The organism is Rickettsiales bacterium (assembly GCA_035765535.1).
Taxonomy (GTDB): domain Bacteria; phylum Pseudomonadota; class Alphaproteobacteria; order Rickettsiales; family JABCZZ01; genus JABCZZ01.
This window is the reverse complement of record DASTXE010000004.1, coordinates 218,364-238,953: the sequence shown is the minus strand read 5'-3', so window position 1 is coordinate 238,953 and position 20,590 is coordinate 218,364. Positions and strand designations below refer to the sequence as shown.

At 53.5% G+C, this 20,590-nt stretch carries 20 protein-coding genes and 1 pseudogene; 13 read left to right on the top strand and 8 right to left on the bottom strand.

The window, feature by feature from the left end; translation table 11 throughout:
* Nucleotides 1-35: 35 nt before the first annotated feature.
* Nucleotides 36-392, bottom strand: a complete 357-nt coding sequence (locus VFT64_07035; protein ID HEU5047579.1) for a carboxymuconolactone decarboxylase family protein — start codon at nt 390-392, stop codon at nt 36-38.
* Between the two features lie 64 nt (nt 393-456).
* Here VFT64_07035 and VFT64_07030 point away from each other — a divergent pair, with 64 nt between their 5' ends.
* Nucleotides 457-780, top strand: a complete 324-nt coding sequence (locus tag VFT64_07030; GenBank protein ID HEU5047578.1) for a metalloregulator ArsR/SmtB family transcription factor — start codon at nt 457-459, stop codon at nt 778-780.
* A 42-nt stretch (nt 781-822) separates the two neighbouring features.
* Nucleotides 823-1,377 (top strand): rhodanese-like domain-containing protein, encoded by a 555-nt coding sequence (locus VFT64_07025; GenBank protein ID HEU5047577.1) that lies wholly within the window; start codon nt 823-825, stop codon nt 1,375-1,377.
* Here the strand turns inward: VFT64_07025 and VFT64_07020 are convergent.
* The 5 genes from VFT64_07020 to VFT64_07000 all read right to left on the bottom strand — a co-directional run bounded on the left by VFT64_07020 (nt 1,374) and on the right by VFT64_07000 (nt 5,007).
* Entirely contained in the window at nt 1,374-2,171 is a 798-nt protein-coding gene (locus VFT64_07020) for a glycoside hydrolase family 16 protein (protein ID HEU5047576.1), read from the bottom strand. The genes VFT64_07025 and VFT64_07020 overlap by 4 nt on opposite strands.
* A 19-nt stretch (nt 2,172-2,190) precedes the next feature.
* Nucleotides 2,191-3,090, bottom strand: coding sequence for a prepilin-type N-terminal cleavage/methylation domain-containing protein (locus tag VFT64_07015; GenBank protein HEU5047575.1), 900 nt, complete (start codon nt 3,088-3,090; stop codon nt 2,191-2,193).
* Between the two features lie 111 nt (nt 3,091-3,201).
* Nucleotides 3,202-3,675 carry a VOC family protein gene (locus VFT64_07010; protein HEU5047574.1) on the bottom strand — a complete coding sequence of 158 codons (474 nt, stop codon included), beginning with the start codon at nt 3,673-3,675 and terminating at the stop codon, nt 3,202-3,204.
* A gap of 31 nt (nt 3,676-3,706) precedes the next feature.
* A complete protein-coding gene (locus VFT64_07005) occupies nt 3,707-4,486 on the bottom strand; it encodes a VOC family protein (protein HEU5047573.1) in 780 nt (259 codons plus the stop codon).
* Nucleotides 4,487-4,512: 26 nt separating this feature from the next.
* A complete protein-coding gene (locus tag VFT64_07000) occupies nt 4,513-5,007 on the bottom strand; it encodes a VOC family protein (GenBank protein ID HEU5047572.1) in 495 nt (164 codons plus the stop codon).
* 86 nt (nt 5,008-5,093) lie between these two features.
* Between VFT64_07000 and VFT64_06995 the strand changes: the two genes are divergently transcribed.
* The 3 genes from VFT64_06995 to VFT64_06985 all read left to right on the top strand — a co-directional run bounded on the left by VFT64_06995 (nt 5,094) and on the right by VFT64_06985 (nt 7,394).
* Nucleotides 5,094-5,537, top strand: coding sequence for a MarR family transcriptional regulator (locus tag VFT64_06995; GenBank protein HEU5047571.1), 444 nt, complete (start codon nt 5,094-5,096; stop codon nt 5,535-5,537).
* Nucleotides 5,538-5,609: 72 nt separating this feature from the next.
* Complete coding sequence (locus VFT64_06990) at nt 5,610-6,452, top strand: prepilin-type N-terminal cleavage/methylation domain-containing protein (GenBank protein ID HEU5047570.1); 843 nt, start codon at nt 5,610-5,612, stop codon at nt 6,450-6,452.
* Nucleotides 6,453-6,521: 69 nt separating this feature from the next.
* Entirely contained in the window at nt 6,522-7,394 is an 873-nt protein-coding gene (locus VFT64_06985) for a transporter (protein ID HEU5047569.1), read from the top strand.
* Here VFT64_06985 and VFT64_06980 read toward each other — a convergent pair.
* Both VFT64_06980 and VFT64_06975 read right to left on the bottom strand, forming a co-directional pair.
* Nucleotides 7,391-8,548, bottom strand: coding sequence for a metallophosphoesterase (locus tag VFT64_06980; protein HEU5047568.1), 1,158 nt, complete (start codon nt 8,546-8,548; stop codon nt 7,391-7,393). The two genes, VFT64_06985 and VFT64_06980, sit on opposite strands and share 4 nt — an antisense overlap.
* Before the next feature lie 97 nt (nt 8,549-8,645).
* On the bottom strand, nt 8,646-8,972 hold the full coding sequence (locus tag VFT64_06975) for a hypothetical protein (GenBank protein ID HEU5047567.1): 327 nt from the start codon (nt 8,970-8,972) through the stop codon (nt 8,646-8,648).
* A gap of 144 nt (nt 8,973-9,116) precedes the next feature.
* Here VFT64_06975 and VFT64_06970 point away from each other — a divergent pair, with 144 nt between their 5' ends.
* From VFT64_06970 to mutM, 8 genes and pseudogenes are all read left to right on the top strand, one after another.
* Nucleotides 9,117-10,358, top strand: coding sequence for an MFS transporter (locus tag VFT64_06970; protein ID HEU5047566.1), 1,242 nt, complete (start codon nt 9,117-9,119; stop codon nt 10,356-10,358).
* Nucleotides 10,359-10,425: 67 nt separating this feature from the next.
* Nucleotides 10,426-10,590: pseudogene (gene rpoZ, locus VFT64_06965) on the top strand (DNA-directed RNA polymerase subunit omega).
* Nucleotides 10,591-10,905: 315 nt separating this feature from the next.
* Nucleotides 10,906-11,751, top strand: coding sequence for a sulfate adenylyltransferase subunit CysD (cysD, locus tag VFT64_06960; protein HEU5047565.1), 846 nt, complete (start codon nt 10,906-10,908; stop codon nt 11,749-11,751).
* Nucleotides 11,752-11,982: 231 nt separating this feature from the next.
* The gene (gene cysC, locus VFT64_06955) at nt 11,983-13,935 is read left to right on the top strand and encodes an adenylyl-sulfate kinase (GenBank protein ID HEU5047564.1); all 1,953 of its coding nucleotides are present in this window, start codon (nt 11,983-11,985) and stop codon (nt 13,933-13,935) included.
* A complete protein-coding gene (locus tag VFT64_06950) occupies nt 13,932-17,543 on the top strand; it encodes an FAD-dependent oxidoreductase (GenBank protein ID HEU5047563.1) in 3,612 nt (1,203 codons plus the stop codon). Before cysC ends, VFT64_06950 begins: the two co-directional genes overlap by 4 nt.
* A 67-nt stretch (nt 17,544-17,610) precedes the next feature.
* Nucleotides 17,611-19,398, top strand: coding sequence for an ATPase, T2SS/T4P/T4SS family (locus VFT64_06945; protein HEU5047562.1), 1,788 nt, complete (start codon nt 17,611-17,613; stop codon nt 19,396-19,398).
* Between the two features lies 1 nt (nt 19,399).
* A complete protein-coding gene (locus VFT64_06940; GenBank protein ID HEU5047561.1) occupies nt 19,400-19,735 on the top strand; it encodes a hypothetical protein in 336 nt (111 codons plus the stop codon).
* Between the two features lie 15 nt (nt 19,736-19,750).
* A complete protein-coding gene (mutM, locus tag VFT64_06935) occupies nt 19,751-20,572 on the top strand; it encodes a bifunctional DNA-formamidopyrimidine glycosylase/DNA-(apurinic or apyrimidinic site) lyase (GenBank protein ID HEU5047560.1) in 822 nt (273 codons plus the stop codon).
* Nucleotides 20,573-20,590 lie beyond the last annotated feature (18 nt).

Genomic DNA, 20,590 nt, shown 5'->3' with positions numbered 1-20,590 from the left:
GCTTCCGCAATATCCAAAACTGAAGGGGCGATGGGCTAGGAGGCTGGCTGCTGTTCCTTGAACTGTTCGTAGGCGAGCATGGCATCGGCTGCGTACATCAGCGAAGGGCCGCCGCCCATATAGATCGCCATACCGAGCACTTCTTCAAACTCTTCGCGCGTGGTGCCGAGTTTGACCAAAGCTTCGGTATGAAAGCCGATGCAGCCGTCGCAGCGCGTGGAAACGCCAATGGCGAGCGCGATCAGTTCCTTGGTTTTCTTGTCCAGTGCGCCGTCGCGCGTGGCGGCCTGTGCCATGGCAGAAAAGCCCTGCATGGTATTCTCGATATCCTTGCGCAGCACCTTCATGTTGCTGCTGATACGTTTGGTGATTTCAGGATAAGATTTGCTCATAACTTTCTCCTTCGCGAGATGATTGTCATTGACATATTAGCAAATACTAATATATAATGTCAATATGAAACAGGGAAAGAAGCAGAAGAAACCGGTCGGCATGGAGGCGATGCAGCGCAATGCCGCGAAAGCGGAGGCGATGCTCAAGCTTTTGGCTAATGCGAAGCGCCTGATGATCCTGTGCCATCTGGTGAAAGGAGAGAAATCGGTCGGCCAGTTGGTGGAAATCATAGGATTGTCGCAATCTGCGCTTTCGCAGCATTTGGCCAGGATGCGCGATCAGGGGCTGGTGGAAGCCGATAAGCAGGGACAGATGGTTTTTTACCGGATCTGCAACCCGGAAGTGGAGGCGATCCTGTCGACATTATATCTGATCTATTGCCGGTAGGGGTGCCATGATATTAGCATTATCTAAATTATAGGAGACGTTATGCCTATTATGTCAATCGATGCTGCAACATTGAAGCGCTGGCTGGAAAGCGGCGAAGCCGTGGTGGTTGATGTGCGCGAGCCGGGAGAGTATGAGGCCGAATGTATTGAAGGCGCGGCGCTCGTGCCGCTCGCAACGATCTGCAAACAGAGGCTTCCCATCGCCAGCGGAAAGAAGCTTGTGGTGCATTGCCGCTCGGGCAAACGTGGCGCAAGCGCATGCGAGAAATTACTGGCGGAAGATCCGGCGCTGGAGATTTACCATCTGGAAGGCGGACTCTCCGCCTGGGAGCAGGCAGGATTTGAGGTGAAGCGCTCCGGAAAATTCTTCCTGCCATTGGATCGTCAGGTGCAGCTTACCATCGGGCTTTGCGTATTGTTGGGCAGTCTGCTTACATATTTCGTGAATCCTCTGTTCGTGCTGCTGACTGGGTTCTTCGGAGCGGGACTTACTTTCGCGGGGCTGAGCGGATTCTGCGGGCTGGCCATGGTCATGGCGAAAATGCCGTGGAACCGAGGTACCGGGCAGAGAACTTCCTGCTGCATCAAGTCCTAATGGGAGAATGAATTCTCTTTCTGCCATATCCTGACCCAGCGCACATCCATGCCATAAGGGCTGGTTTGCTCTGAACCGTATCCGCCTTCAGGAATGGTTCCGGACCAGGAATGCGGGCCTTTCACTTCACAGGTCAGGCGCAACTCTTGCGGCGTATGTGAGACAGCGATATTCGTGCGCCAGCGCTCGACATCATCGACATAGAAAATATATTCGGCGGGAGTCCACAGGACGGCATATGTATGCCAGCTATTGTTTAAGGACGAAGGTGCCAGCCATTGTGAGCCTGCATGTTTGTGATATGCGCCGTAGCCATCCCAGTGCAGGTTGAATGCGGCGAGGTTGCTGATATCCTTGTCGTGGCCATCTGTGAGGCGATGTTCGATAATATCGGTTTCCACGCCGCCCTCCGCCGGATTGCCGATAATTTTTCCCATCTGCGGGGATTGCAGCCAGAAAGCGCAATGCTGTCCGCTTGCTCCGTGAAAGCGGATCATGGATTCGAAATAGCCGTAAGTCGTGGAAAAAAGTCCTTTGCTGGTCAGGAAGCCAGTATGATGAACACCGTCTTGCGTGTAAGTCGTGATGCGCAGGCCGTCATTGCCGATGGTTGCAGCGTTAGCGCTCAGGCGTGCGGCATCGCGTTTATAGGTTTCGGGCTTCCACTTTGAGGCATCCAGGTTTTTTTCCGTAAATTCATCCTGCCAGACAAGCTTGTAATTAGCAGGCGGGGTGGCGTTTGCCAGCGTGGGGAGCAATGCAAGCATCAGGACAAGAAGCAGGTTATTTTTCATTGATCGTCTCCAAGGTGGGTTACCGAAACTTGAAAGATAAAGCGCAATTCTGCACCGTTGCATTTTGCGTCAGCGAATATTTTCTATTGCCTGCAACACCGTTGTTATCGTAGCAGTTCGTGGCGGCATAACTGACAGCGCCCGTGCCGGATGCGCAGTTAGGGCTGCCCGCGCCCGATACATTTCCACCTGCCGCCCAGGAGGTTAATCCTGCAGTGACATTAGAGTTCACGTAGCAGGCTGTAATACCTCCCAATTGCGGCATACCGTCATCGATCTTGCTGTCAATATTATATGCCTGCTGAACGGTGATGCCGGGGTTGGCAGTGGAAGCGACATCGTAGGTTATGTTGGTAACGGATGAAACGCCGAAATAATTCGTGCCGTTTGCAGAGAAGATATAGACAAAGTTATTATTGCCTAATTTTGCAATGGGAAGAAACTGACTTATCGTTGGGCTTGTAGTGGAAGTTATGCCGGGAGATGCGTAGGGAGTGTTGGCGCTGGGATAGCCATTGATGACCGTAATGGCCTGATCGATCAGGTTCGCATTGGTCAGATCCACCCAGAAGAGAGCGGGCTCGCCGTCACCGGTATCTGCACCTTTATTCTGCCCTACCATGTTGGCCCCGTTACCTTCTATGATGCCGTTGCCATCACCCTCTCCGGCCAGTGAGCCTCGCGGCTGAAAACCGAATTGCGCTGCCGGTGTGCCCGGAATGTCTCCCGGGAGATAGCCGTACTTATTCCGGAACGTATGCACTGCCGTATTATATTTTTCTATCTGTGAAATTTGCGCGCGCTGGAACACAATATCGATAAGGTCGCGGCCTGTCAGTATGCCACCAACAATGAGGCCGATAATAACAAGTACGATACTGAGTTCTATCAGCGTGAAGCCGGATTCATGATCTTGCATGGCAATGCAGAACATAACTCTGGAGGAGTGATTCTGCAAGCGGACTTCGGAAGGATATAAGTAATTGGCCCGGCCGGATGATGTCGTATTCCGGCCGGGCGACAAGTAACTTTACGCAGCTTTCAGTTTTTCGATGTCGAGTTTCTTCATCTGCATGACTTCCGGCATGACGCGTTCTGCACGCTTTGGATCGCTCAGCAGTTCAAACAGGCCGCTCGGCACCAGCTGCCATGAGAGACCGTATTTATCTTTGAGCCAGCCGCATTGCTGTGCGGACTGGTCGCCGCCTTCGGAGAGTTTTTCCCAGAGCTGATCCAGTTCGGCCTGCGTATCGCAATAGACGACGAGCGAGATGGCGGGCGTGAAAGAGAAATTCGGGCCGCCATTGAGCGCTACAAATTCCTGGCCGTTGATTTCAAAGCAGACAGTCATCACCTTGCCGGGTGTATAGTTTGTCTCCGGCTGGATCGATTTCGGATAATAGGTGGTTTTGGTGATTTTGGCATTCTTGAAGACCGACGTATAGAATTTGGCCGCTTCTTCTGCCTGTGTGTCGAACCACAGGAATGGTGATATCTTATTCATAAAATCCTCTCTTTCTTGGTTAAGTAAAATATTAGCGTTTGTCGGAAAGCATGGCGAACATGGCGCCCTGCGGATCGAAAAATTGTGCTACCCACTGGCCGGTCGGCACCTGATGCGGGCCCATGAGCAGTTTGCCGCCATTCTTTTCCGCGCGGGCAATGGCGTCATCGATGCCGTCAACATTGAAATAGAACAGCCAGAAGGGACGGGGGCATTGCGGCTGCTTGGTCATCATGCCGCCACCCTGCACTCCATTGGTCTTGAAGGTCTGGTACACACCCATCTCATCCATATCGAGCGCACGCTCCTTCGTCCAGCCGAACAGTTTTTCGTAGAACGCGAATGCGGCAGCGCCTTCGCCTGCATGCAGCTCGTTCCAGCCGACATAGCCCGGGGTTGCTGGAGCAGACGGCACGCAGACCGGAGTCTCGTCACCAGTGCCGTGCGTGATGATGAATGTTGCGCCATGCGGGTCGGCAACGGCGGCAAAGCGGCCCAGGTTCGGAATATCCCACGGTTCCTTGCAAACGGAGCCGCCGGCTTCCTTGATACGTTTTACGTAAGCGTCCACATCGTCAACGGCGATATAGCCCTGCCAGTGCGGCGGCACGTTTTTTGTCTTCAGTTCTTCCGGCAACGGCATGAGGCCGCCTATACGGTCCTTGCCGTTAAAGAGGATGGTGTAATCCAGATCCGTCTTTTGGGAGGGCTCCATTTTCCAGCCGATGACTTGGCTGTAGAAAACCCTGGCGGCTTCAGCGTCGCTGGTCATGATGTCGTACCAGACAAAGGCTCCGTGCAAGTTGGTCATATGATTTTCCTTCCGATAAAAAGAGGTTAACGTGCCGCTCGGTTTTTGCCGTACCGTGCTGCCTCAATAGTGGCGATATCAATCTTCTTCATTGTCATCATTGCTGCAAAGGCGCGCTTTGCTTCATCGCCGCCGGCAGCAATCGCATCGGTCAGTGCTCGCGGAGTGATTTGCCAGGAGAGGCCCCAGCGGTCTTTGCACCAGCCGCACTCGCTTTCTTCTCCGCCATTGCGGATGATAGCATCCCAGTAGCGATCTGTCTCTTCCTGATTGTCCGTTGCAATCTGGAAGGAGAATGCTTCGCTGTGCCTGAACATGGGGCCACCGTTAATGCCGAGGCAGGGAATACCCAAAACCGTAAACTCGACCGTCAGTATATTTCCTTCCTTGCCGTTCGGATAGTCGCCGGGGGCTTTGTGAGTTGCCGTTACTTTGCTGTCCGGAAAAGTAGCGGCGTAGAATTTAGCTGCTTCGTGCGCGTCGTGATCGAACCACAGGCAGACGGTGTTTTTGGGCTTCATAAGCTTGCTCCGTATTTATTCTGATTTATTGGGGGTGGTCGTTAATGTGTGCTTGACAATTGCGTTGATATCAACATAATTAGAATATGTCAAATAAAAATGTTCCGTTCGCAATAACGCTTCTGGTCAGAGACCATTGTTTATGCCTGCATATGCAGCGTGCAGCGCGTAAACTGGCAAGGACATTTGACGATGTTTTGCGTCCGCTGGGGCTCACGAGCGGACAGTTTTCATTATTGATGTCATTGAACAGACCTGCCCCCCCTGCAATGAAAGACGTTGCGTATGTGCTGGCGATGGACCGCACGACGCTAACTGCCGCGCTTAAGCCGCTTGAACGCAGAGGGCTTGTGCATATTGCTCCGGATCCGAACGACAAGCGCAGCAAACTGCTGAGCCTGACTCCGGCAGGCAGCGAGCTTCTTGCCCAGGCTTTTCCCGTGTGGCAGCGCACCCATGCAGAGATGGAGAATCTGCTGCCGCAAGGCGAGGCGGATAAATTGCGGCAGGATCTTCTCGCTTTATCTTAATGTTACAGCGGGTTGTGGCTGCTGTGGCGATAGCGGTTGCTTAACGGCATCTAAAGTCGGTATCATAGGGAGATGAGCCACAAACATGCCGGATTTACGCTAATTGAACTGTCGATCGTGCTGGTGATCATCGGCCTGGTGGTGGGCGGTATATTGGCGGGAAGCGATCTTATCCGCACGGCGGAACTCAATACTATCATCACGCAGAAAACTAAATACTCTGTGGCGTTCAACACATTTCGCACTAAGTATAATGCATTACCCGGCGATATGAGCAATGCAACCCAGTATTGGGGAGCTGCAGCAGGCAGTGCGGCGGATAATTATGTCGCCAGTTGTCAGGGAAGCGGCAGTGCAAGCAGCCCGCTCACCTGCAATGGTGATGGTAACGGATATATTTGCGGCGGCGCTGATTACTGGTCGTTTCTGTGCACGGAGGGGGTGATGGCCTGGCAGCAACTGGCCAATGCCGGATTGATCGAGGGGACTTATACGCCGATCACTGCTCCTACCGGTGGTTCTTATGAAGTGGTAGGTTTAAATATCCCTGTCTCCAAAGTACGTGCCAATGCCGGGTTTTCGATTTTCTATCATTGCCTGACAGGCAGTCTCGGCAATGAATATTTCGCAAACGGGCATTGCGCACATACCTTCTTTTACGGCGCACAGGACTCCGGCACGAACAGCAACTGGATGGGGCTTGCATTCTATCCCGCGCTTTCCGCATTGGATGCGCAGAGGATCGACAGCAAGCTCGATAATGGGCTACCTGCTACCGGAACGGTCACGACAACGCCAACCGGCGGAGCTTACGGCAATTCATGCACGACGACTACTGTTGTCAGCACAGCAAAATACACGGTTACAGTGCCTGGCATCACCTGCATGCTGATGTTCAATGCCGACGGCTTTTGAACAGTCTCTTAAATCTTGTCACCTGCCTGCTGCTATAGTATTTTGCCGCCGTCACATGAGGGGGCTTATATGCGGCGAGCAAGCAGGGATATTCTGAAGGGCGGAGTGGCCGCATTATTGCTGAGCGGCTTCTGCGCTAGCGGCTGGGCTGATTCCAGCACTTCATCCTACTGGCTGCTTAACCCGGTGCCTGACGACCAGATGCGTGATTTCAGCACCGACCGCCCTGGCAAAACCCATAGTTCCAACACAGTGGATGCGGGGCATTTTCAGATCGAAGCGGATTTTATCAACCATACGTATGACCGCTACAGGACAGACGGTCATTTTATCCATGCCACCAGTTTCATGGCGCCGCTTGTCAAGGCGGGTGTCAGCCACGATGTGGATGTGGAAGCATTGTTTATGCCATTGAACATCGTGCATGATAAGGATCTTGCAGCGAATACGACGCAGACTTCACGAGGGTTCGGCGATATATGGCTGGGCAGTAAGATCAATCTGTTCGGCAATGACGGAGGCAAGCAGGCGCTTGCCGTGCTGCCGTTCGTCAAGTTGCCCACAGCGGCCAGTGGGATTGGCAATGGCGTGGCAGAATATACGCTGAATATCCCGTATACCCTGACATTGGATGAAACCTGGTCGGTTACGCTGGAGCCGGGGTTCGGTGTATTTGCGAATAGGAGCGACAGCAACAGCCACGGTGATTATAATTTCGCAGTCAATCTGAACCGTCCGGTCTTTACTAAAGAAGTCATTGCCGCGCTGGAGTTTTATGCAGACCATTCCGGTGAGCATGATATCCCCAATCAATATACGCTTGACCCTTCGCTGCAGTGGCTCGTAACACCAAATCTGCAGCTGGATATCGGGATGTATATCGGCCTTAACAGGGCTTCACCGGATCTGAATCCGTATACGGGGATTTCCGTCAGGTTCTAGTTCTGCACTTCTTTGAGCAGGCGCAGCGAAGTGATTTCAGATGTGGTGCCAAGCCGCATCGGCGGGCCCCAATAGCCCGTGCCGCTACTGATATAGATTTTCGTATTACTGCCTGTAATATGGTGCAGACCTTTCACATAAGGCTGGCGTAATTTGACGGCAAGATCGAACGGACGGATCTGGCCCCCATGCGTATGACCGGCAAGCTGCAAGTCTACGCCCATTTCTGCGGCTTCTGCCACGGCGGCGGGCTGATGCGCAAGCAGGACGACCGGAGTTTCGGGGTCGCGTCCTTCCAGCGCAGTGCCCAGATCCGGGCCGTGACCGGGGAAGCGGTGACTGTCAAAATCCTCAACTCCTGCAAGATCGAGTGCCGCGCTATTTTTAGTAAGCGTAACACGCTCATTCGTCAGCACGCGGATGCCGAGCGATTGCAGATACGCCGTCCATGCGGCGGCGCCGGAATAATGTTCATGATTGCCGGTGACAAAATAAACGCCGTGTTTCGCACGCAGATCTTTGAGCGCACTTGCAGCTTCGGCGAGATCGTCCACGCTGCCGTCCACCAGGTCGCCGGTGATAGCGATGAGATCAGGCTTGAGGGCGTTGGTCTGTTCCACAACACGCGCAAGCCAGCGGCCGCCGATCATCGGGCCGATATGCAGGTCGGTTAACTGGACGATATGAAAACCATCGAATGCCTCCGGAAGACGACGCAGCGTCACATCGACGCGCTTTACCGGAACGGGGCGCAATCCCTTGTATAAAGCGATGAGCGACAATGTTCCCGCAACAGCTACGATGGCAACGCCGGTCATCTCTTTGGTGGCCTGCCATGCATCCGGAGGCTCCCGCCATCCCACCGACAAAAAGAGTGTGCCCGTGAGCACGTCGCCTGCGAGCAGTGTCGTGAACAACAGTAATAATATCCCCAGCCATGGAAACACGATCCATGCTACGCGCTTTTCCTGTTTCAACGGCAACGCCCACATCAGCGGCAGCGAAGTGAAGCTGAAGAACCACAGGAGCGTTGCGATGCCGGCTGCTACTATGCGCGCGGCGCCGTTCAGGTCGAAATAAAAACACAGGCGGTCGTAGCAATAATAATGTACCAGTGCGAGGATGAAGGCAATGGTGCTTAGGAAAATCGACATGTGCTTATGATGATGCTACTTACCCTTTTAGACCTATAAAGGATAGGGTCTTTTCGCAAGCAAAAAACATTGTGCAGTGCGGCGAAATTCTGCGGGTTTAGCGGCTTCGCGTCGGATTGCTGGAGCCGATGCGTTTCGCCCCCAAGAGAGCGTGCAGCGATGCCAGTGTTTGTAACTCTTGAGGATCTTCTGTTTCCTGTCCCAGATATTCGAGAGTGTTTTTTACCGTATCATAGAGCGGAATGGCTCTTCGGGTGCGTTGCAATTCTGAATATGGCGTTATTTCTATCAGGTCTGCCAGCATAGCGAGACGGCTTTCGCGGGTATACAGGGGATTATAGTTTCTCTCGTCTGTATAAATAGCGAGCGCCAGATCATAAAGCATTTGGCCTGCATCAGCGGGATCAAGGGGGGGCTCTGACATTAAATATTCTTTAGATGCAATGTTATTTCTGTATGATTATGGATGTACTAATCCGGTGCAAGCAAAAAATCTTAACGGTTATTATGCCAATGCCGATATTGCTCTGTAGTTGCAAAGTCCGCCTAACCCGACTATGCACATCCTATGGCCTCCTATTCATTCGAAGTACTTAAAAACCGCGATTTCAGGATTCTGTGCGCGACGCGCCTGTTCGGCACCATGGCGCTGCAGGCGCAGGCCGTAATTGTCGGCTGGCAGATTTACTCACTGACGCATAGCACGTTCAAGCTCGGCCTTGTCGGCCTGGCAGAGGCTGTGCCTGCGATCAGCTGTTCGCTGATTGCCGGGCATATCGTGGATATCAGCCGTCCCTATCGCATATTTCTGGCCTGTATCGCCGCGCTGGTCTGCAATATGTGTTTTCTCTATCTGGTAGCAAGCGGAATGATTGCCCTGCCGGATGATGTCCGTGTTGTCTGCATATTCGCGGGCGTATTCTTTTCCGGTATTGCACGCAGTTTCCTGAGTCCGTCCAGCTTCGCATTGCAGCCCAGGATCGTACCGCGCCAGCAGATACCTTCCGCGTCCGCCTGGCTTACCAGTGCATTCCAGACGGGGATCATCGCCGGCCCTGCGATTGCCGGGATCATTTATGGCGGCTATGGGCCTCCTGTCGCATGGCTCATGCCCGTTTCGCTCATGTGCGTGGAGCTGGTTATTTTATTCGGCATCAGTCAGGAGCATCGCGAGTTCCGAGGGCAGGAAAAGCGTGAGCCCAGTTTTGTCAGCATACGCGAAGGAGCACGTTTCCTGATAACCAACCACCTGCTGTTATGCGTGATGGCGCTGGATATGTTTGCGGTGCTGTTCGGCGGGGCGGTTTCCATGCTGCCTGCAGTGGCGGATCAGGTGTTGCATGTGGGCTCGCAAGGGCTGGGACTTTTGCGCGCCGCTCCTGCAATGGGGGCGGTGGCGGTGACGCTGTGGTTCGCCGTCAAGCCGCTGAAAGTCATGCGCGGTGCATTATTGCTTGCAGCTGTCGCCGGATTTGGAGTTTCGATTATCGTATTTGGCTTCAGTCAGTGGTTCTGGGTATCGATGCTCTGTCTGGCAGCTAGCGGCGCGTTCGATAGTGTGAGCATGCTGATCCGCCATACGCTGGTGCAGTGGCTGACACCTGAGGGCATGCGCGGGCGGGTTTCCGCTGTCAGCACAATGTTCATCATATCTTCCAATGAGATAGGTGCGTTTGAATCCGGCTTGGCGGCACATTTCCTGGGGCTTACCCCTTCCATTGTGCTTGGAGGCATAGGGACACTGATTGTTGTTGCGGTGACGGCGGTTATCTATCCTAAACTGCGGGCCACAGTGGTTTCGGCAGATTAAAGGTTGCAAATTTTTAAGCAATGCCTATAATCCCGCCCCCGGACACTAGGTTTTTTAGGAGTATTCAATGGCACGCGTTACCGTAGAAGATTGCATCATGCACGTTCCCAACCGTTTTGAACTCGTGGTGATTGCCGCGCATCGCGCGAAGCAGATTGCTTCCGGTTCGGCGCTGACCGTTGACCGTGATAACGATAAAGACGCGGTGATTTCACTGCGCGAAATTGGTGATAAGACAATCGACCTGGAACAGGTTAGCGAGGACATCATCCAGTCTTTCCGCAAAAAGCAGGTGGTCGAATACATGTCCCGCCCGAGCAAGAGCAGCGAAGAAGTTCAGGAAATGCTTGCTGAAGAAGGCGGCGCAGTGGAAGATGACGCTGAAGAGCATCTTACCGTTGCCGTACAGGGCAAGTCGGGACTGTCGTTTGAAGGCGACAATATCGACGTAGAAGACTAAACGCATACGGCTTTCTGTTGTCAGGGATCGGGTGTCAGCGTACCTTGTGAGCCTGGCAGCCGAAACCTGACAATTTGAGGCACTCCCATGGAAAACACGCCCGATCATCTTTCGACCCTGGAATCCCAGTCGATCTATATTTTCCGTGAAGCATTCAACAAAATAGACAAAATCGCCATGCTGTGGTCCTTCGGCAAGGACAGCAACGTGATGGTCCATCTTGCGCGCAAGGCATTTTTTGGGCGCGTGCCGTTTCCGCTTATCCATTGCGATACCGGGCTGGAAATGGACGAAGTCTATGCATTTCGTGACCGTTATGTGAAGGAATGGGACGTCAATCTGATCTCGCATGAATGCCCGCCGATCGAACAGACAGATGCGACTTTGCCGCATGCGGCTCGTGTGGCGTCACGCAAGACGCTCGGCCTTAAGGAAGTCATTGAGAAGAATGGGTTTACAGGCATCATCGCGGGTATCCGCCGCGATGAAGAAGGCACACGCGCCAAGGAGCGCTATTTCAGCCCGCGCGGGCAGGAAGGTAACTGGGATGTGAAAGACCAGCCGCCGGAATTCTGGGACCAGTTCAAGACGGATTTCGCTCCGGGCACATCTTTACGTATCCACCCGCTGCTGCACTGGACGGAGCTGGATATCTGGCAGTATATCAAGCGCGAAAATATCCCCATCGTTCCGCTTTACTATGCACGCCCGTGGCATGATTGCTTCGGCAAGGATTTCGGCGGCAAGATGATGCGCTTCCGTTCGCTGGGTGAAAAGGGAATTACTTTCCCGGTCGAAAGCACGGCCGCTACGATCGATGAGATCATTGAAGAATTACGCACGACCAAAGTACCGGAGCGTTCCGGCCGCCCGATGGGCGCCGATGAAGATGAATCGAGCTTCGAGCGCCTGCGCGAAGCCGGGTATATGTAGCGATATCTCTCGCTGCTGATCCGTTTATTATCTTTTATAGCAGTAGTTTATTATGGGATTCGTATTGGATCTCCTAATTGTGATTGCCTCTTAATTACACTGAAAATGTGAAGAATATTTAATTTCACATAGAATATTTATTGACCTTTTTATAAATTCCCCATAAATTATGGGAATAATGTATATTCCACACAATAAAATGTTATTAACTTAAGGGGTTGCTGTCTGCGCATGAGTTACAATCTTGCACGTAAAGAGCCGGAATTTGCTGTTCAGGTGCAGCAGGCTGCCACCGATTCCGCTTTGAAGATTGTGATTGTGGGGCATGTCGATCATGGCAAATCCACGTTTGTCGGGCGGCTCCTGCATGATACCGGTTCGCTGCCGGATGGTAAGTTCGAACAGATCCAGCAATCCTGCAAAAAGCGCGGCATGCCTTTTGAGTGGTCGTTCCTGATGGATGCGCTGCAGGCTGAGCGCGACCAGGGCATCACGATCGATACGACCCAGATATGGTTCAAGACACAGGCGCGCAATTACGTTGTGATCGATGCGCCGGGGCATAAAGAGTTCCTGAAGAACATGATTTCTGGTGCAGCTCAAAGCGAAGCGGCGCTGCTGATCATCGACGCAAAGGAAGGTGTAAAGGAGCAATCCAAGCGCCACGGCTACCTGTTGCACCTGCTGGGCGTGCGCCAGATTGCGGTGCTCGTCAACAAAATGGATATGGTCGGGTATGACGAGCAGGCATTCCGTAAAATCGAGGATGAATACCGCACATATCTTAAGGAAATCGGTGTAACACCGGCATTTGTAATCCCTGTTTCGGCGCGTGAAGGGGATAATATCGCAGCGCGTTCCCCGCAGATGGGGTGGTATAAAGGCCCTTCCGTTCTGGAAGCGCTGGACGGTTTTTCCGCGACGTTGCCGCTGAACCAGCTGCCGCTGCGTTTCCCTGTGCAGGATGTGTATAAATTCGATGAGCGTCGCATTATTGTTGGGCGCATTGAAAGCGGTTCGCTGAAAGTAGGGGATGAACTCGTATTTTCTCCCGTCAATCGCACGGTGAAAGTGGCGAGCATTGAGGAATGGGGTAGCTCTATCCTGCCGATTTCTGCGACAGCAGGCCAGTCGGTCGGCATTACGCTCAGCGAACAGATATTCGTGGAACGCGGCGCAGTGGCAAGCCACACGAAGCATGCGCCTTTCATTACCAATATGTTCCGGGCAAAGCTGTTCTGGCTCGGCCATAAGCCGCTCACGCAGGGTAAGCGCTATAAACTCAAGATCGCTACCACTGAAGTTACGGCGGAAGTGCGTGAGATCGAGCAGGTGGTGGACACCAACAATCTCGGCCGTGCGCAGCAGGCATCGGTCGAACGCGGTGCGGTCGCGGAAGTCGTGTTCCATACGCGCGGTGTGGTGGCGCTGGACGCATTCGAGCATAATCCGAAGCTTGGGCGTTTCGTGATCCTAGAGGATTATGACGTTTGCGGCGGCGGTATCATCGACCTGGAAGGGTTCCACGACCAGCGCGTAAGTGCAGAGCGCGTGAAGTCGCAGAATATCACGGCGGTGGATTCCCGCATTACGCCTGTGCAACGGTCGCTCGCCAACGGCCATCAGGGCGGCATCTTATGGTTTACGGGCCTTTCGGGCTCCGGCAAGTCCACGATTGCGCAGGAATTGCAGCAACGCCTGTTTGCCAAGGGCTACCAGACTTATGTGCTGGACGGGGATAATGTGCGCAGCGGGCTCAATAAAGATCTTGGGTTTTCGGCGAAAGACCGCACTGAAAATATCCGCCGCATCGGCGAGGTGGCTACCTTGTTTGCGCAAGCTGGCATGATTGTGATCGCGTCCTTTATCTCGCCTTATCGCGATGACCGCCGCCGCGCGCGTGCTGCCGGGGGTGATTATTTCAACATGGTTTACGTGAAGACGGATATCAATACCTGCATTGCGCGCGACCCTAAAGGACTCTACCGAAAGGCGCTGACAGGCGAGATTCCTGAATTCACAGGTGTCTCCGCTCCCTATGAAGAACCGGAAAATCCCGAACTGATTATTGACACAGCACAGCTTTCCGTGGAAGAAAGCGTTACAATGCTCATGGAATATGTGCAGAAACAGTTTGTCGAGCCGGTAAAAGACCTGCGCGACGTGATTTCAGGTGGGATATGAAACTCGGATTTGAGGCGACTTTCGATCAGCTATATACGCGTGCTGGACTGGTAACACTGGATACAAAATTTATCGAAGAGCTGAAACAGCGAGATGTGGCGCTGCATAATCGGCTGGTATCGGCGCGTGCCGTTAAGCCTGTGCTGAAGGAAGAGTCCCAATTAATCATCGATCTTGCGCCGCATCTGGAAGAGTTTATTGCAGAACTGTTCGGCATCCGCTCGGAAGTGACTGCGCTCAAGGAGCGGCATTTTACGCTCGCGCCGCTTTACAGCTGCAAACGCCTGTTCGTACAGCGCAAGGCTGCAAAATCCGTTAAGCCGGATGAGGCTGCAAAATTAGATGGTGCTGCTTTACGTGCGCAGCTTGAAAGCTTGTTTAAGAAGCAGGACGCCCTGCCAGCATTTGACCTGCCTTCGGATTCTCATACGGTGCACCCTGAAGGCCATATGGTGGAGACGGTGTTTGAGCTGACGTTCTCACGTAACGTTATGGCGTGGTTGGATAAAGCGGAACAGCATGCAGATGCGATCCGTATTGCAACCGAATACGCCGCCTGGGCCCTACTCACGCCGCAAGGGCAAGAGAAGCATAAGGCAGGTATTCTGTTTAAGACGCCGCGCAAGCTCGATCCGCTTAATCTTGTGGCGTATGAGACGGAAGTGGTGGACGGCGTCACGGTCATCAAGCTCGATCCACACCATCGCCGTGCGCGCGAAGGATTCGCGCTGACGGATGACGGTGTCACATTGGCCAAGGGCTTAGACGAAGCCAATTACTGCATCTGGTGCCATAACCAGGGCAAGGATTCCTGTTCCAAAGGAATGAAAGAGACGAATAAGGAAACCAATACGACTTCCTTTAAGAAAAACTCTCTGGAGATTACGCTCGCCGGCTGTCCGTTGGAAGAGAAGATTTCCGAGATGAACTTCCTGAAAAGCGAAGGTATTCCGCTCGGCGCGTTGGCAACAGTCGTGATCGACAATCCGATGTGCGCGGGCACGGGGCACCGCATCTGCAATGACTGCATGAAAGCCTGTATCTACCAGAAGCAGGAGCCGGTCAATATTCCGCAGTCCGAAACGCGCACGCTGATGGATGTGCTGGAGCTGCCTTACGGGTTTGAGATTTACTCGCTGCTCACGCGCTGGAACCCGCTGAATCTGGAGCGTCCGTTGCCGAGGCCTGAAACCGGTTCCAAGGTGCTGGTGGCGGGCATGGGGCCTGCTGGCTATACACTTGCGCATCATTTGCTCAATGACGGGCATACGGTTGTTGGGATTGACGGGCTCAAGATCGAGCCGTTGCCGCCGGAAATTTCTGGCGTCACACAGACAGGCGAACGTGTGGCTTTTGCGCCGGTGCGCGATATCAGAGAATTATTCGAGCGCCTCGATGAACGTACATTGTACGGCTTTGGTGGCGTGGCGGAATATGGCATCACGGTACGCTGGGATAAGAATTTCTTGAAAGTAATCCGTCTGTTGCTGGAGCGGCGTGCATCGTTCGCATTGATCGGCGGTGTGCGTTTTGGCGGTACGATTACGATCGATTCCGCATGGGAACTTGGGTTTGACCATATTGCACTGTGCATGGGTGCGGGCAGGCCGACCGTGATCGATATGCCGAACGGTCTGGCGCGCGGTGTGCGCACGGCTTCGGATTTCCTGATGGCGCTGCAGCTTTCGGGCGCGGCAAAGATGGATTCCATTGCGAATTTGCAGGTACGCCTGCCGATCGTGGTGATTGGCGGAGGGTTGACGGCGATTGATACAGCGACGGAATCGCTCGCTTATTATCCTATACAGGTGGAGAAATTCCTGTCTCGCTACGAAGTGCTCGTGAAAGACCGCGGTGAGCAGGGCGCAAGGCTTGGCTGGGGTGCGGAAGATACGGAGATTGCCGAAGAGTTCATTGCCCATGCGAAGGCCATCCGTGAAGAACGCAAGAAACCGAATCCCAATGTCGCCGGGCTGCTGGAGAGCTGGGGCGGCGTGAAGATGGTATATCGCAAGCGTTTGATCGATGCGCCGTCTTACCGCCTGAACCACGAAGAAGTGGAAAAAGCGTTGGAAGAAAGCATCGGTATCGTTGAGAATCTTGAGCCGGTGGGTGTGGAAGTCGATAAATATGGCCATGCGGCGGCTGTGAAATTTAAGAGTCAAGATGGCACCCTAACGATTCCTGCAAGGACTGTCTTGATGGCAGCAGGGACAAGTCCGAATACCGTGTTGCAACGTGAAGTGCCGGAGAAACTTACCTTGCATGGCAAGTATTTTCAGGCAGTGGATGATGAAGGCAAGCCGGTTTTGCCGGAACGTGTTGCCAAACCTGAAACACCGCAGGTGCTGATGGCAGTGGAAGCGGATGGCAGGGCGCTCAGTTTCTTTGGTGATTTGCATCCTTCTTTCGCAGGCAATGTCGTGAAGGCGATGGGCAGCGCGAAGCAGGGATATCCGGTCGTTTCGAGAATATTGAAAAGAAGGGGAAAAGTGGCGGAGCCGCATTCCGATGCAGCTTTCCTTGCCTTCATGAACCTGCAGTTGCGTGCGACGGTGCATGATGTGGTGCGCTTGACGCATAATATAGTGGAAGTGATCGTGAAGGCGCCACAGGCTGCGAAGCAATTCGAGCCGGGGCAGTTCTACCGGTTGCAAAATTTTGAAATGAATGCGCTAAAAGTTAAGGGGGGCACGCTGCCCCCATCCGAACTCCGTTCGGATTCCCCTGCGGGGTCGTCGCAAAGTGCTCCTCCGCGCACCCACACACCTTCATATGATACCACATTGCTAATGGAAGGGCTGGCGCTCACGGGAGCATGGGTGGATAAAGGGCAGGGGCTACTTTCCGCTATTGTGCTGGAAATGGGCGGTTCTTCCAATCTCTGTGCGTATCTCAAAAAGGGTGAACCGGTCGTGCTGATGGGGCCGACGGGCGCGCCGACGGAGATTCCGAAAAACGAAACCGTCATGCTGGTGGGCGGCGGATTGGGTAACGCGGTGCTGTTCTCCATCGGCCGTGCAGCGCGTGAGAATGGCTGCAAGGTGCTTTACTTCGCCGGATACCGCAAATCCACCGACCGTTACAAGATTGAAGAAATCGAGAAAGCGTCCGACGTGATTGTCTGGGCATGTGACGAGCAGGCGGATTTCACGCCGGACAGGCCGAACGACAAGGTGTTCTACGGCAATATCGTGCAGGCAATAGCGGCCTATGCGGAAGGCAGGCTCGGCGAAACGGCCATCAAAACGCAAGCTGTCGATCATATCATCGCTATCGGTTCGGACCGCATGATGGCGGCAGTGGGTGCGGCGCGCCGCGGCATATTGAAACCGTATCTCAAACCGGGACATGTCGCTATCGGCAGCATCAACTCACCGATGCAATGCATGATGAAAGAGATCTGCGCGCAATGTATCCAGCAACATGTCGATCCTGTAACCGGTGCAACAAGCTACATATATTCCTGCTTTAATCAGGATCAGGCACTTGACAATGTGTCGTTTCCGTTCCTTAATGAACGCCTGAGGCAGAACTCTCTGCATGAAAAGCTGACCGCAGCCTGGATAGACCGCCTAACCCGCGGCCAGCTTGACTTGGTGGGATAGTGCAGGTTCTGCCGCGTGTAGTTTTTTAGAACGCGTTGGAACAGTAATTAGTAATATTCAGGCTTAAATGAGTAACCAGGATCCGAATCTGCCAGGCGATGCCTCGAATCCGATGGCACAACCCCCAGTTGGGGGTGCCGGTGCGTCGTCCGCGCAGGAATCGGGTGCGGCCAAGAAGCCGATGCGCCTGGGCGATAAGCTGATCGAACTCGGCCTGATTTCCAAGGACCAATTGCAGATCGCGCTGCTGGAGCAGAAGACTTCCAAGAAGCTGCTGGGCGGTATCCTGATCGAAATGGGATTCGTGACGGAATCCGCGCTCGGCGAAGTGCTGGCAGAGTCTGCCGGCGCGCAGAAATTCGATCCGAAATCGACGATGCTCGATTCGAGCGTTATCAAGCAGATCCCCAAGGAACTGGCGCTGCGCCATAAAATTATTCCGGTGTCGTTCGAGAATGGGGAAGTCAACCTTGCGATGGCGGATGTGTACAACATTCTCGCGATCGACCAGGTGCGCCGCAACTTCCCCAAGGGAACGAAGATCGTTCCGGTATTCTGTACGGAAACGGAAATCCTGGAACTGATCGACCAGTATTACGAATATGAAATGTCGATCGACGGTATCTTACGCGAAATCGAAACCGGCATCCGCGAAAATACGCGCCAGCTGGACGGCAGGCAGGAAGGCTATGTCAACCCGACGGTGCGTCTGGTGAATTCGCTGCTGATCGACGCGATTAAGAATAACGCGTCCGACATCCATTTCGAGCCGGAAGGTGCATTCCTGCGTTTGCGTTACCGTATCGACGGACAGATGACCCAGATCCGAAGCCTGCACCGCGATTACTGGAACGCGATGGTCGTGCGCATCAAGATCATGGCGGGCATGAACATCGCCGAAACGCGTAATCCTCAGGACGGTCGTATTTCCTATAATGTTATGGGTCGCGATGTGGATTTCCGTGTGGCGACGCAGCCGACCGTGCACGGGGAAAACATCGTGATGCGTCTGCTCGACAAGGCGAACTCGCTCGTGCCGCTGGAAAATCTCGGGTTCAGCGACCACAACATCAAGCTGCTGAAGAAGATGCTCAAGCGTCCGGAAGGCATCATTATCGTGACCGGTCCGACGGGCAGCGGTAAAACGACGACGCTTTATTCGGTGCTCAGTTACATCAACTCCATCGATGTCAATATCATGACGCTGGAAGATCCGGTGGAATACCAGCTGCCGCTCATCCGCCAGAGCAGCATCCGCGAAGGGTCGCTCGACTTCCTGCACGGCATTAAATCGCTGATGCGCCAGGACCCGGACATCATCTTCGTGGGCGAAGTGCGCGACGAGGAAACGGCCATCATGGCCGTGCGCGCGGCGTTGACGGGTCACCAGGTTTACACCACGCTGCATACGAACGATGCTATCGGCGCGATCCCACGTCTGAGCGATATCGGTGTGCCGCCGCATCTGCTGGCAGGTTCGCTGATCTGCTCGCTTGCCCAGCGCCTTGCACGCAAGCTGTGTGTGCATTGCCGCAGGCCGCGCCTTGCCACGCGCGAAGAATGCAATATCATGGATTTCGATCCTGAAAATCCGCCGACGGTGTATGATCCGGTCGGCTGCGACAAATGTAAGCGCAAGGGGTATAAAGGCCGTGTTGCGATTACGGAAATCCTGCGTATCGACGAAGGCATGGACGAGCTGATTTCGACCCGTGCGACGCGTAACCAGATACAGGATTATGCGATGGATAACGGCTTTATCCCCATGGCTCTGGACGGGATCGACAAGGTGCTGGCAGGCCAGATCGACCTGCAGGAGTTGATCAGCACGATTGACCTTACGGATAGGTTGTAAGGTGTTTTGGTATCCGAATTATTTCTTTCTTCTGGCATTGTCATTATCGTTGCTACTGGTGCAGCAGCAGGCATTTGCAGGCGGCAAGCTAGTGCAATATTCAGGCAGGCTGATTTCTGCAGACCTTGCTGCTATGGCGCGTGATGGAGACGGAATATTTAAAGTGCAAACAGATGGTCAAACTATCACCGTCCATCTCACATCGGGGGAATCGGATTGTGACCGCGAGGCTATTGCGATTCCGGGTGCCAAGCCCGGGGATATGGTTAGTGTCAGCGGTGTTGAAGAAAGCACCGGATTTGTACGTGTTTGCGTGAGCGGTACCTATATCAAATAATGTTTAAGAAAGAATATGCCTGAATTGCCTGAAGTGGAAACAGTGTGCCGCGGATTGGCGGCGCATATTACCGGCAGCACAATCACACATGTTGATGTGCGGCGGCGGGATTTGCGCACAAAGCTGCCGGACAGGCTGGAGAAGGCGATTACCGGTAAGAAGGTGTTGAAGATTGATCGCCGCGCGAAATATGTGCTTATCCATCTGCAGGGCGGAGAAGTGCTGATCGTTCATCTGGGGATGAGCGGTAATCTCATTCTCTATGACCGCATGCCAGAGCCGCTGCGCAAGCATGACCATGTGCTGGTGATGTTCAAGCCGTTTAAACTCATGGTTTTCAACGATGCAAGGCGTTTCGGGCTCATGGAGCTTGCGACGGAAAAGACGCTTGAGAGCCATAAATTATTTGCGGGACTCGGACCGGAGCCATTCGATCCGGTGCTGGATAAGGAGTTTTACGAAATATTGCAGGGCTCCAAAGCGCCCATAAAATCAGTCATCATGGATCAACGCAAAATTGTCGGGGTGGGGAATATCTATGCCTGTGAGGCATTGTTCCGTTCGCATATCCATCCGGAACGACCGGCGCATACGGTTACGAAGAAAGAAGCTGGGCTGCTATTGACCAGTATCCGGCAGGTGCTTGAAGAAGCCATAGAATCCGGTGGTTCTACTTTGCGGGATTATGTGCGCTCTTCCGGTGATGCGGGATATTTCCAGCATCATTTCAGCGTTTATGGGCGCAAAGGCGAACCCTGCGTGGTTTGTAAAACCCCTGTTTCTATTCTTCGCCAGTCCGGCAGAAGCACATTCTTCTGCGCAAAATGCCAGAAGTAAGCCATTCTGTCATAAATA

Excerpts from the sequence above, each read along its gene's own strand:
- VFT64_07035 (HEU5047579.1), bottom strand. The coding sequence starts at position 392 with ATGAGCAAATCTTATCCTGAAATCACCAAACGTATCAGCAGCAACATG.
- VFT64_06975 (HEU5047567.1), bottom strand. The coding sequence starts at position 8,972 with ATGTCAGAGCCCCCCCTTGATCCCGCTGATGCAGGCCAAATGCTTTAT.
- VFT64_06945 (HEU5047562.1), top strand. The coding sequence starts at position 17,611 with ATGAGTAACCAGGATCCGAATCTGCCAGGCGATGCCTCGAATCCGATG.
- VFT64_06995 (HEU5047571.1), top strand. The coding sequence starts at position 5,094 with ATGTCAAATAAAAATGTTCCGTTCGCAATAACGCTTCTGGTCAGAGAC.
- VFT64_07020 (HEU5047576.1), bottom strand. The coding sequence starts at position 2,171 with ATGAAAAATAACCTGCTTCTTGTCCTGATGCTTGCATTGCTCCCCACG.
- mutM (HEU5047560.1), top strand. The coding sequence starts at position 19,751 with ATGCCTGAATTGCCTGAAGTGGAAACAGTGTGCCGCGGATTGGCGGCG.
- VFT64_07030 (HEU5047578.1), top strand. The coding sequence starts at position 457 with ATGAAACAGGGAAAGAAGCAGAAGAAACCGGTCGGCATGGAGGCGATG.
- VFT64_06950 (HEU5047563.1), top strand. The coding sequence starts at position 13,932 with ATGAAACTCGGATTTGAGGCGACTTTCGATCAGCTATATACGCGTGCT.
- VFT64_07005 (HEU5047573.1), bottom strand. The coding sequence starts at position 4,486 with ATGACCAACTTGCACGGAGCCTTTGTCTGGTACGACATCATGACCAGC.
- VFT64_06980 (HEU5047568.1), bottom strand. The coding sequence starts at position 8,548 with ATGTCGATTTTCCTAAGCACCATTGCCTTCATCCTCGCACTGGTACAT.
- cysD (HEU5047565.1), top strand. The coding sequence starts at position 10,906 with ATGGAAAACACGCCCGATCATCTTTCGACCCTGGAATCCCAGTCGATC.
- VFT64_06985 (HEU5047569.1), top strand. The coding sequence starts at position 6,522 with ATGCGGCGAGCAAGCAGGGATATTCTGAAGGGCGGAGTGGCCGCATTA.
- VFT64_07025 (HEU5047577.1), top strand. The coding sequence starts at position 823 with ATGCCTATTATGTCAATCGATGCTGCAACATTGAAGCGCTGGCTGGAA.
- VFT64_07015 (HEU5047575.1), bottom strand. The coding sequence starts at position 3,090 with ATGCAAGATCATGAATCCGGCTTCACGCTGATAGAACTCAGTATCGTA.
- VFT64_06990 (HEU5047570.1), top strand. The coding sequence starts at position 5,610 with ATGAGCCACAAACATGCCGGATTTACGCTAATTGAACTGTCGATCGTG.
- cysC (HEU5047564.1), top strand. The coding sequence starts at position 11,983 with ATGAGTTACAATCTTGCACGTAAAGAGCCGGAATTTGCTGTTCAGGTG.
- VFT64_06970 (HEU5047566.1), top strand. The coding sequence starts at position 9,117 with ATGGCCTCCTATTCATTCGAAGTACTTAAAAACCGCGATTTCAGGATT.
- VFT64_07010 (HEU5047574.1), bottom strand. The coding sequence starts at position 3,675 with ATGAATAAGATATCACCATTCCTGTGGTTCGACACACAGGCAGAAGAA.
- VFT64_07000 (HEU5047572.1), bottom strand. The coding sequence starts at position 5,007 with ATGAAGCCCAAAAACACCGTCTGCCTGTGGTTCGATCACGACGCGCAC.